This is a genomic window from Mycobacterium yunnanensis, assembly GCF_025823185.1.
GTDB classification, from domain to species: domain Bacteria; phylum Actinomycetota; class Actinomycetes; order Mycobacteriales; family Mycobacteriaceae; genus Mycobacterium; species Mycobacterium yunnanensis.
In genome coordinates, this window is record NZ_JACKVK010000005.1 from 563,983 (window position 1) to 575,483 (window position 11,501).

General features: G+C 66.6%; 10 protein-coding genes. 9 read left to right on the forward strand and 1 reads right to left on the reverse strand.

The window, feature by feature from the left end; translation table 11 throughout:
- Positions 1 to 8 precede the first annotated feature (8 nt).
- On the forward strand, positions 9 to 446 hold the full coding sequence (locus H7K45_RS09890) for an SRPBCC family protein (RefSeq protein WP_263995603.1): 438 nt from the start codon (positions 9 to 11) through the stop codon (positions 444 to 446).
- A 3-nt stretch (positions 447 to 449) separates the two neighbouring features.
- On the opposite strand, the gene H7K45_RS09895 is transcribed toward H7K45_RS09890, so the two are convergent.
- Entirely contained in the window at positions 450 to 1,118 is a 669-nt protein-coding gene (locus H7K45_RS09895; protein ID WP_263995604.1) for a GntR family transcriptional regulator, read from the reverse strand.
- A gap of 152 nt (positions 1,119 to 1,270) precedes the next feature.
- Between H7K45_RS09895 and fadD5 the strand changes: the two genes are divergently transcribed.
- The 8 genes from fadD5 to H7K45_RS09935 all read left to right on the forward strand — a co-directional run bounded on the left by fadD5 (position 1,271) and on the right by H7K45_RS09935 (position 11,500).
- Complete coding sequence (gene fadD5, locus H7K45_RS09900; protein WP_263995605.1) at positions 1,271 to 2,920, forward strand: fatty-acid--CoA ligase FadD5; 1,650 nt, start codon at positions 1,271 to 1,273, stop codon at positions 2,918 to 2,920.
- A gap of 308 nt (positions 2,921 to 3,228) precedes the next feature.
- Positions 3,229 to 3,945, forward strand: coding sequence for an MlaE family ABC transporter permease (locus tag H7K45_RS09905; RefSeq protein ID WP_372512527.1), 717 nt, complete (start codon positions 3,229 to 3,231; stop codon positions 3,943 to 3,945).
- A 1-nt stretch (position 3,946) separates the two neighbouring features.
- Positions 3,947 to 4,816 carry an MlaE family ABC transporter permease gene (locus tag H7K45_RS09910; protein WP_263995606.1) on the forward strand — a complete coding sequence of 290 codons (870 nt, stop codon included), beginning with the start codon at positions 3,947 to 3,949 and terminating at the stop codon, positions 4,814 to 4,816.
- A gap of 3 nt (positions 4,817 to 4,819) precedes the next feature.
- Positions 4,820 to 6,049: an MCE family protein gene (locus tag H7K45_RS09915; RefSeq protein ID WP_263995607.1), complete on the forward strand. Its 1,230-nt coding sequence runs from the start codon at positions 4,820 to 4,822 to the stop codon at positions 6,047 to 6,049.
- Complete coding sequence (locus H7K45_RS09920) at positions 6,046 to 7,077, forward strand: virulence factor Mce family protein (protein ID WP_263995608.1); 1,032 nt, start codon at positions 6,046 to 6,048, stop codon at positions 7,075 to 7,077. The genes H7K45_RS09915 and H7K45_RS09920 overlap by 4 nt, the downstream gene beginning before the upstream one ends.
- Positions 7,074 to 8,672: a virulence factor Mce family protein gene (locus H7K45_RS09925; RefSeq protein ID WP_263995609.1), complete on the forward strand. Its 1,599-nt coding sequence runs from the start codon at positions 7,074 to 7,076 to the stop codon at positions 8,670 to 8,672. Before H7K45_RS09920 ends, H7K45_RS09925 begins: the two co-directional genes overlap by 4 nt.
- 12 nt (positions 8,673 to 8,684) lie before the next feature.
- Positions 8,685 to 10,319, forward strand: a complete 1,635-nt coding sequence (locus H7K45_RS09930) for a virulence factor Mce family protein (protein ID WP_263995610.1) — start codon at positions 8,685 to 8,687, stop codon at positions 10,317 to 10,319.
- Between the two features lie 32 nt (positions 10,320 to 10,351).
- Positions 10,352 to 11,500: a virulence factor Mce family protein gene (locus H7K45_RS09935; RefSeq protein ID WP_263995662.1), complete on the forward strand. Its 1,149-nt coding sequence runs from the start codon at positions 10,352 to 10,354 to the stop codon at positions 11,498 to 11,500.
- Position 11,501 lies beyond the last annotated feature (1 nt).

Sequence of the window (11,501 nt, forward strand, 5' to 3'; positions counted from 1 at the left end):
CTCGCCCGATGCCGCTCGTGAGCAAGACCGTCGAGGTCGAGGCCCCCGCCGACGCGATCATGGCGATCGTCGCGGACTTCGAGTCCTACCCCCAGTGGAACCCCGAGATCAAGGGCTGCTGGATCCTGGCCCGTTACGACGACCAGCGGCCCAGCCAGTTGCGCCTGGACACCTCGGTGCAGGGCATGGACGGTACCTACATACAGGCGGTCTACTACCCCGGCGAGAATCAGATCCAGACGGTGATGCAGCAGGGCGATCTGTTCTCCAAGCAGGAACAGCTGTTCTCCGTGGTGGCCATGGGGCCGATCAGCCTGCTGACCGTCGACCTCGACGTCGAGGTCTCGATGCCCGTGCCGGCGATGATGGTCAAGAAGATCGTCAACGACGCCCTCGAACACCTCGCCGAGAACCTCAAGAAGCGGGCGGAGTCGCTGTCCGCCTGACGCCTAGGTCCAGAGCCCCAGCTCGTCTAGGCGCGCGGTGAGCCGGCGGGCGCCGTCGGTGAACTGGTCGTCGGTCACCCGCACGACGGTCTCCACGTCGCGCCGCCGCAGCGCGGCGATCAACTCGTGACGGTTCGCGACTGCCACTCGACCCCACTGTGGGTCGTCGGCGTAGATGTGCGGCGGCAGATACCGGGATGCGTGCAACAGGAACCACGCCAGCTTGATCCGGCCCGATGCGCGGTTGAACGCGCGATGGAAGGCGAACTCCGCGGCCACCACCGACTCGGTGTCCCGCCGGGTGATGGCGTCGGCCGAGGTCGTGGCGAGCCGTTCGAGTTCGTCGATCTCCTCGACGGTGATGCGTTCGGCGGCCGATCTGGCGAGCTGGCCCGCGATCACGGCCTGCAACCAGAAGATGTCCTCGATGTCGTCGCGGGTGAACGGCGACACCACGTGCCCGCGATGCGGTTCGAGCTGGACCATGCCTTCGCCGCGCAGCGTGCGCAGGGCCTCGCGGACGGGGGTGATGCTCACCCCGAGTTCGGCAGCCGTCTCGTCGAGCCGGATGAAGGAACCCGGGCGCAGCGCACCGGACATGATGCGGACCCGCAGGTGCCCGGCGACTTCGTCGGAAAGCTGTTCGCGCCGTGGCCTAACCGGTGCGCTCACGGTACTTGCGCCTTCATCGATCCCCCGCCGTCGGTGCCGCTGCCCGGGCTTGTCCACGAGCCGCCGAGGCCATAGTGTGACCGGGGCAACACCATGTTTGATCAAATATCAACGCCGCGCAACCCGCGCGCAGACGTCAGGGAGCGTAGCCGTTGACCGCGACGCCAGCATCGGATCGGCTGGTCCTCGAGCAGCCGTATCTGGCGCGCCGGCAAAACTGGAGCACCCAGCTCGCGCGGCACGCGCTCATGCAACCGGGGGCGACGGCGCTGCGATTCCTTGGCGAGACGACCACCTGGGATGACTTAAACCGGCGCGTCACCGCGTTGGCCGGGGCACTGAGTCGACGGGGCGTCGCCGTCGGGGACCGCGTGTTGATCCTGATGCTCAACCGCACGGAGTTCGTCGAGACGGTCTTGGCCGCCACGCGCCTCGGAGCCATTGCCGTGCCGGTGAACTTCCGCATGACGCCGCCGGAGATCGCCTTCCTGGTCGGTGACTGCGAGGCGCGCGTGGTCGTCACCGAGCCGGTGCTCGCCGCGGTCGCCACGGCGGTCCGCGAGCTCGACCCAACTCTGGCCGAGATCGTCGTCGCCGGCGGTCCGACCGAGGACGGGCTGCTCGGTTACGACGACCTGCTCGCCGAGGAGGGCCCGGCTCCGGCGCCGGTCGACATCCCCGACGACTCACCCGCCCTGATCATGTACACCTCGGGGACGACGGGTCGCCCCAAGGGCGCGGTGCTGACCCACGTCAACCTCGCCGGCCAGGCGATGACGCATCTGTTCACCAGCGGTGCCGACCTGAACGGCGACGTCGGCTTCATCGGCGTGCCGCTGTTCCACATCGCCGGCGTCGGCAACCTCATCACCGGCCTGCTGCTCGGCCGGCCCACCGTGCTCTACCCGCTCGGCGCCTTCGACCCCGGCGCGCTGCTCGACGTCCTCGAAGCCGAGCTCGTCACCGGCATCTTCCTGGTCCCGGCGCAGTGGCAGGTCGTGTGCGCCGCCCAGCGCGCCCGGCCCAGGAAGGTCGTGCTGCGCACCCTGTCCTGGGGAGCCGCTCCCGCGTCGGACACGCTGCTGCGCGACATGGCCGAGACGTTCCCCGGCGCCCAGATCCTCGCCGCGTTCGGGCAGACCGAGATGTCGCCGGTGACCTGCATGCTGCTTGGTGACGACGCGGTCAGAAAGCTGGGGTCGGTCGGCAAGGTCATCCCGACGGTGTCGGCCCGCGTCGTCGACGACGACATGAACGACGTTCCGGTCGGTCAGGTCGGCGAGATCGTCTACCGGGCGCCGACGCTGATGGCCGGGTATTGGAACAACCCGAAGGCGACCGCCGAGGCGTTCGCGGGCGGGTGGTTTCACTCGGGCGATCTCGTTCGCCAGGACGACGAGGGTTACGTCTGGGTGGTGGACCGCAAGAAGGACATGATCATCTCCGGCGGGGAGAACATCTACTGCGCCGAGGTCGAGAACGCCTTGGCCGCGCACCCGTCGATCGGCGAGGCGGCGGTGATCGGCCGTCCTGATCCGAAGTGGGGTGAAGTGCCCGTCGCGGTCGTGGCGCTCGCCTCGACGGCGGAGTTGACGCTGGCGAACGTGCAGGAATTCCTCGACGACCGGCTGGCTCGCTACAAGCATCCGCGGGCGCTGGAAGTGGTCGACGGGCTGCCGCGCAACCCGGCCGGTAAGGTCCTCAAGACGGAACTGAGGGCGCGGTTTGGCAAGGGGGGCCTGATTGACGCGAACGAAAGTTCTTCTGTCTCAACGGTTTCTGTCGACTCGGTGGATCGCTGACCTGTGACGACGAGTTTGCCAGCCAGCTGGGTGACAATCCGGCCGATGCGGTCCGCGGCGCTGAATTCATCGGGTACTCTCCTGTGGTCCGCCTTACTACCCACGAGTAGGGAGACTGTGATCACAGACACGAAGCTTGGGCAAGGAGGCGGCGTGCGACAGCTCTTGCCGTTGCATCACGAGTATCGTGGCCAGATCGCGCGCCAGACGGTGAGTTTCCGCCGGTGACGGCGCAGAACCCCGGCTTGTTCGACTACGTCCGGGACACGGTTCGTCCGGGCCTGGTGGCCGTCGGCGGCTTCGTCAAGATGTGCGTCCTGACCGGCAAGGCCCTGTTCCGCAGGCCGTTCCAGTGGCGCGAGTTCATCCTGCAGGGCTGGTTCCTGATGAGGGTGGCATTCCTGCCGACCATCGCGGTCGCCATCCCGCTGACGGTGCTCATCATCTTCACCCTCAACATCCTTCTCGCCGAATTCGGTGCAGCCGACATCTCCGGCGCAGGCGCGGCGCTGGGAGCGGTCACCCAGCTCGGCCCGCTGGTAACCGTGCTCGTGGTTGCCGGTGCCGGGTCGACCGCCATTTGCGCCGACATCGGAGCCCGCACCATTCGCGAGGAGATCGACGCCCTCGAAGTGCTGGGCATCGACCCGATCCACCGCCTCGTCGTGCCCCGCGTCCTGGCGTCGACGTTCGTGGCCTTCCTCCTCAACGGCGCCGTCATCACCATCGGCCTGGTCGGCGGCTTCGTCTTCGGCGTCTACATCCAGAACATCTCCGCCGGCGCCTACGTCTCCACGCTGACCCTGGTGACTGGCCTGCCCGAGGTCGTGATCTCCGTGGTCAAGGCCCTGGCATTCGGACTGATCGCCGGACTGGTCGGCTGCTACCGCGGTCTGACGGTGTCCGGCGGCGCCAAGGGCGTCGGCACCGCGGTCAACGAGACGCTGGTGCTCTGCGTCATCGCGCTCTTCGCGGTCAACGTCATCATGACGACCATTGGCGTTCGATTCGGAACGGGGCGCTGACATGTCAACGGCTGCAGTCCTCAGGTCGCGCTTCCCGCGCGCCGTCGCGGGTGGCGAGCGGCTGGCCAAGTCGCCGGCCCGGTTCCTCGACAGCGTCGGGCACATCGCCTGGTTCGTCGTCACCGCGGTCGGCTCCATCGGCCACGCGTTCCGCTATTACCGCAAGGAAATGCTGCGCCTGGTCGCCGAGATCGGCATGGGCACCGGCGCCATGGCCGTCATCGGTGGCACGGTCGCCATCGTCGGCTTCGTCACCCTCTCCGGCGGCTCGCTGATCGCCATCCAGGGCTTCGCCTCGCTCGGCAACATCGGCGTCGAGGCCTTCACCGGCTTCTTCGCCGCTCTGGTCAACGTCCGCATCGCGGCCCCCGTCGTCGCCGGTCAGGCCCTGGCCGCCACGGTCGGCGCGGGCGCGACCGCCGAGCTGGGCGCCATGCGCATCAGCGAGGAGATCGACGCCCTCGAGGTCATGGGCATCAAGTCGATCAGCTACCTGGTCTCGACGCGCATCATGGCCGGCTTCGTCGTCATCATCCCGCTCTACGCGATGGCGATCATCATGAGCTTCCTGTCCGCCCAGGTGACCACCACCTTGTTCTACGGACAGTCGACCGGCACCTACGAGCACTACTTCCGCACATTCCTGCGGCCCGACGACGTGGCCTGGTCGTTCGTCCAGGCGATCATCATCTCGGTCATCGTCATGCTCAACCACTGCTACTACGGCTTCTACGCCAGCGGCGGCCCGGTCGGCGTCGGCGAGGCCGTCGGCCGTTCGATGCGCGCCTCGCTCATCGCGATCGTGCTCGTCGTCCTGTTCGCATCGTTGGCGCTGTACGGCACCGACGCCAACTTCAACCTGACGGTATAGACGATGACCGCACCAGAGCAGACGAAGTCACCGGTCAACGAGCCGCGGACTCCTCCATACAAGATCGCCGGCGTGGTCCTGCTCATCATCACGGCGATCGTCGTCAGCCTGGTCTGGTTCCAGTTCCGCGGCGACTTCCAGAACCCCGAGAAGCTCGAGCTCATCTCGTCACGTTCGGGTCTATCGATGGACCCCGGTTCCAAGGTCACCTACAACGGTGTCGAAATCGGCCGCGTGGCCGACGTCTCGGAGACCGAGCAGGACGGCAAACCCGCGGCCAAGGTCACCCTCGACGTCGACCGGCAGTTCACCGACCTCATCCCGCAGAACGTCGACGCACAGATCAAGGCGACGACGGTCTTCGGCAACAAGTACATCGCGTTCTCCTCACCGAAGGACCCGTCCCCGCAACGGGTCTCGCCGAACACGCCGATCCTGGCCAGCGGGGTGACGACCGAATTCAACACGCTGTTCGAAACCGTCGTGTCGGTGACGCAGAAGGTCGACCCGATCAAGCTGAACCAGACGCTGACCGCCACCGCGCAGGCGTTGGACGGGCTCGGCAACCGCTTCGGCCAGTCGATCGAGAACGGCAACGCGATCCTCGCCGACGTCAACCCGCGCATGCCGCGGATCAACCAGGACGTGCGGGGGTTGGCAGATCTGGCCAACATCTACGCCGACGCGTCCCCCGACCTCTTCGACGGTCTGCAAAACGCCGTCACCACGGCCAGGACCCTCAACGAGTTGCAGGGCACCGTCGACCAGACCCTCATGTCGGCGGTCGGCTTCGGCAACACCGGCGGCGAGGTCTTCGAGAAGGCGGGCCCGTACCTGGTGCGCAGCTCGGCTGACCTGGTGCCCACCAGCGCCCTGCTCGACGAGTACAGCCCGATGCTCTTCTGCACGATCCGCAACTACCACGACGTCGAACCGAAGATCGCGGCATCGCTCGGCGGCAACGGCTACTCGCTGAACACCCACTCCGAGGTGCTCGGCGCCGGCAACCCGTACGTCTACCCCGACAACCTGCCCCGGGTCAACGCCCATGGCGGACCCGAGGGTCGACCCGGCTGCTGGCAGCCCGTCACCCGTGACCTGTGGCCCATGCCCTACCTGGTGATGGACACCGGCGCCAGCATCGCGCCGTACAACCACCTGGAACTGGGCCAGCCGATCGCCAGGGAGTACGTCTGGGGACGTCAAATCGGGGAGAACACGATCAACCCATGAGAATCACCGGTACCGCGATCAAGCTCGGCGCACTCTCCGTGGTGTTGCTGCTGTTCACCGCGCTCATCGTCGTGGTGTTCGGTCAGCTGCGCTTCGACCGCACCACGGGGTACACCGCGATCTTCAAGAACGCCAGCGGTCTGCGCTCCGGACAGTTCGTCCGCGCCTCGGGCGTCGAGGTTGGCAAGGTCTCCGACGTCCAACTGATCAACGGCGGCAACGAGGTCGAGGTCCACTTCGACGTCGACCGCTCGCTGCAACTGTTCCAGGGCACGACGGCCTCGATCCGGTACCTCAACCTGATCGGCGACCGCTACCTCGAGCTCAAGCGGGGCGACGACAACACCAAGCTCCCCGCCGGTGGCACCATCCCCGACACCCGCACCGAGCCGGCTCTGGATCTCGACGCGCTCATCGGCGGGTTCCGCCCGCTGTTCCGCGCGCTGGACCCCGACAAGGTGAACAACATCGCCCAGTCGATCATCACGATCTTCCAGGGCCAGGGCGGCACCATCAACGACATCCTCGACCAGACTGCGTCGCTGACCTCGGCGTTGGCCGACCGCGACCAGGCGATCGGCGAGGTGGTCAAGAACCTCAACACGGTGCTCGCCACCACGGTCAAGCACCAGCAGCAGTTCGACGACACGGTCAAGAACTTCGAGACCCTGGTGACCGGTCTGAAGAACCGCGCCGACCCGATTGCGGCCTCGGTGGCCGACATCAGCGACGCGGCCGGCTCGGTTGCCGACCTCCTCGGCGACAACCGTCCGCTACTGCAGAAGACGGTCACCAATCTCGAGATCCTTCAACAGCCACTGGTCGACCAGAAGGAACAGTTGAACGACACCCTGATCAAGATTCCCGCCGCGCTGAAGATCATCGGTCGCGCGGGCGGCATCTACGGCGACTTCTTCAACTTCTACGCCTGCGACATCACGCTCAAGCTCAACGGCCTGCAGCCGGGCGGCCCGGTCCGCACGGTCAAGGTCTGGTCTCAGCCATCGGGTAGGTGCACGCCGCAATGAGAAGCATCGAAGGCAACAACCGGATCCGCAACGGGCTGGTCGGCATCATCATCCTGGTCCTCGTGATCGGGGTCGGCCAAAGTTTCGCCAGTGTCCCGATGATCTTTGCGCAGCCCAACTACTTCGCTCAGTTCTCCGACACGGGCGGCCTGAACTCCGGCGACAAGGTGCGCATCGCCGGCGTCGACGTCGGCGAGGTCAAGTCGATGAAGATCGACGGCGACAAGGTCGTCATCGGCTTCTCCCTCGACGGCACCCGGGTCGGCACCGAAACTCGCGCCAACATCCGCACCGACACCATCCTCGGTCGCAAGAACCTCGAACTGGAGCCCAAGGGGTCCACGACGCTCGGCGCCAACGGCGTTCTGCCACTTGGCCAGACGACCACGCCGTATCAGATCTACGACGCATTCTTCGACGTGACGAAGGCGGCGTCCGGCTGGGACACCCAGGCGGTCAAGAAGTCGCTCAACGTGCTCTCCGAGACCATCGACCAGACCTATCCGCACCTGAGTGCGGCGCTGGACGGCGTGTCCCGATTCTCCGACACCATCGGCAAGCGTGACGAGGACATCAAGCAGCTGCTCGCCAACGCCAACAAGATCGCCGGCGTCCTCGGCAGCCGCAGCGGCCAGATCAACGACCTGTTGGTCAACGCCAAGACCCTTCTCGCCGCGATCAACGAGCGCTCCTACGCGGTGAACATGCTGCTCGAGCGGGTGAGCCAATTCTCCACGCAGGTCAAGGGTTTCATCGACGACAACCCCAACCTCAACAAGGTCCTTACCCAGCTGCAGACCATCAGCGACGTGCTGGTGGCCCGTAAGTTCGACCTCGCCGACACGCTCACCTCGCTGAGCAAGTTCACCGCGTCGCTGGCCGAGGCCATCGCGTCGGGTCCGTACTTCAAGGTGATGCTCGTCAACCTGCTGCCGTACTGGATCCTGCAGCCGTGGGTAGACGCCGCCTTCAAGAAGCGCGGCATCAGCCCCGAGGAATTCTGGGGCAACGCGGGTCTGCCGTCGTTCCGCTACCCCGATCCCAACGGGCAGCGCCAGGCAAACGGTGCGCCACCACCGGCGCCGACGCCGCTGGAGGGTACCCCGGAGCATCCCGGTCCCGCCGTCATCGCCGGCTCGCCGTGTTCCTACGCGCCTGCCCCCGGTAACTACCCGACGCCGGCCAACCCGCTGCCGTGTGCCAGTGCCGAGAACGGACCCTTCGGTCCGAACCCATACGGCGCCAACGACTATGGGCCGCCCGACGTGCTCGGTGCACCGCCGAATCCGAATGCTCCGCCACCGGCACCCGGCGTGCCGAGCGCGGCGTTCCCCGGCGAGTTCTCCCCGCCGGTTCAGGGCACCCCTGCGCCCGAGTTCGCGCCGGGCCCGCCCGGAGCGCGGACCGTTCCGGTCACCCCGGGACAACCGTCGGATCCGTACATCGCACCCGGATCGCTGCAGGGTGACGGCACCTCGCCGCCGCCGCCTGCGCTGGTCGGTCCGATCCCGCCGCCGGGACCCGGCCCGCAGACGCCCGGCGACGCGCAACTGCCCGGCAACCCACCGTTCCTTCCGCCCGGATCACAAGGTTAGGGGGCCCGAGAGATGTCGACGATCTTCAACGTCCGCAACATGAAGATGCCCGCACTGACCAAGACGACCCTGATCGTGGGCACGCTGGTGCTCGTCGCGGTCATCGTGGCGGCCTTCTTGGGCTACAACCTGTACAAGCGGCTGACCTACAACACCGTCACGGCCGAGTTCCCGCAGACGCTGGCGCTCTACCCCGGTGACAAGGTCCAAATCATGGGCGTGCGCGTCGGGTCGATCGAGAAGATCGAACCCGACGGCGACAAGATGCGGGTGACGTTCAACTACGAGTCCAAGTACAAGGTGCCCGAGAACGCGACGGCGTCGATCCTCAATCCGAGCCTGGTCGCGTCGCGCACCATCCAGTTGGCACCGCCCTACACCGGCGGCCCGGTCATGGAGAACGGCGCGCTCATCCCGGAGGACCGCACCCAGGTGCCCGTCGAGTACGACGAGCTCCGCGACTCGATCAACCGCATCCTGACCGACCTCGGCCCGACGAAGGAACAACCCAAGGGCCCCTTCGGTGACGTCATCGAGTCGTTCTCCGACGGTCTGCAGGGCAAGGGCGAGCAGATCAACAAGACGCTCAACAACCTGTCCGAGGCGCTGACCACCCTGAACCAGGGCCGCGGTGACTTCTTCGGCGTCATCAAGAGCCTGGCCCTGTTCGTCAACGCGTTGTACAAGAGCGACCAGCAGTTCGTGGCCCTCAACGACAACCTGGCACAGTTCACCAACGCGTTCACCAACACCGACCGCGAAGTCGCCACGGCGGTCAAGGATCTCAACCAGCTGCTGAGCACCACGCGTGGTTTCCTCGACCAGAACGCGACCGTCCTGACCAAGGACGTCAACAACCTGGCCGACGTGACCAACGCGATCCTGCAGCCCGAACCACGCAAGGGTCTCGAGACGGGTCTGCACGTCTACCCGAACCTGGCGGCCAACATCGTCAACATCGCCTCGCCGAATGCCGGCGGCATCGTGGGCCTGCCGACCATCAACAACTACGCGAACCCGATGCAGTTCCTCTGCAGCGCGATCCAAGCCGGCAGCCGCCTGGGTTACCAGGACTCCGCGGAGCTGTGCGCGCAGTACCTGGCGCCGATCCTGGACGCGACGAAGTTCAACTACCCGCCGTTCGGGTTGAACCAGATCAGCACGGCGATGACCCTGCCGAAGCAGATCGCCTACTCCGAGGGCCGTTTGCAGCCGCCGCCCGGGTACAAGGACACGACCGTTCCCGGCATCTTCTCGCGCGACACGCTGTTCTCCCACGGCAACCACGAGCCCGGGTGGACCGTCGCCCCCGGGATGCAGGGCGTCGAGGTGCAGCCGTTCACGCAGAACATGCTGACCCCCGAGTCGCTTGGCGAGCTCATGGGTGGAGCCGACATCGTCGCTCCGCCCGCACCGCCGGCCTTCGGCGTCAACGACGGCCGCCTGCCCGGCCCGCCAAATGCGTACGGCGAGAACAGCCCGCTGCCTCCGCCGTGGTACCCACAACCAGGTCCGCCGCCGGCACCCGCACCCGGTGTGCTGCCCGGCGACCCGCTTGGGGCCGTGACGCCCGCGGCAGGCCCGGCGCCCGCCGCCGCGCCCGCACCGGCGGGACCCCCGCTGCCCGCCGAAGCAGGAGCCGGTTGATGAGCCGCTTGCGCGAAGAGAAGACGACGGCGATGCGCACCACTTTGAGAACACTGGTCAAACGCGGTGGAGCTCTGCTCGCGGCCGGTCTGATCCTGACGTCGTGCGGGTGGAAGGGCATCGCGAACGTGCCGGTGCCCGGTGGCCCCGGCACGGACTCCAAGGCGATGACGATCTACGTGCAGATGCCGGACACGTTGGCGCTCAACGTGAACAGCCGAGTGCGCGTCGCGGACGTCTTCGTCGGCACCGTGCGCGCGATCGAGTTGAAGAACTGGGTCGCGACGCTGACCCTCGGTGTCGAGCCCGGTCTGAAGCTGCCGGCGGACACCACGGCGGCGATCGGCCAGACGTCTCTGCTCGGGTCGCAGCACGTGGAGTTGACCGCGCCGTCGGATGCGCAGAACGGTCCACTGCTCAAGGACGGGGACACGATTCCACTGTCGCGAGCTAGTGCGTTCCCCACCACGGAGCGGACGCTGGCGAGCATCGGCACCATCCTCACCGGTGGTGGCATTCCGAACCTCGAGGTCATCCAGACCGAGGTGGCCAACATCCTGACCGGCCGCGGTGACCAGATCCGGGAATTCCTTGGACGTTTGGACACCTTCACCGCCTCGCTGAACGACCAGCGCCAGGACATCACCCGCGCGATCGACTCGACGAACCGGTTGCTGGCGATCGTCGCGCAGCGCAACGACACCCTCGACCGGGTGCTGACGGAGTTCCCGCCGTTGATCAAGCACTTCGCCGACACCAGGGATCTGTTCGCCGACGCGGTGACGGCCCTTGGCCGAGTCAGCAAGGCGACCGACGACGCACTGTCGCAAGCGAATCCGGACATCACGGCCAACCTGAAGAACCTGCAGCGGCCTCTGGTCCAGCTGGGCAAGGCCTCGCCCTACCTGCTCGGTGCGCTGAAGGTCATCGGAACCGCACCGTTCAGCATCGAGAACGTGCCGAAGGCCATCCGCGGTGACTACATCAACGTCTCGCTCAACGTCGACCTGACGCTGTCGGCGATCGACAACGGAATCCTCAGCGGCACCGGCGTTTCGGGCATGCTGCGGGCCCTCGAACAGTCGTGGGGTCGTGACCCGGCGACGATGATCCCGGACGTGCGGTTCACCCCGAACCCGCACAACGCGCCGAACGGACCGCTGGTCGAGAGAGGAGAGTGAG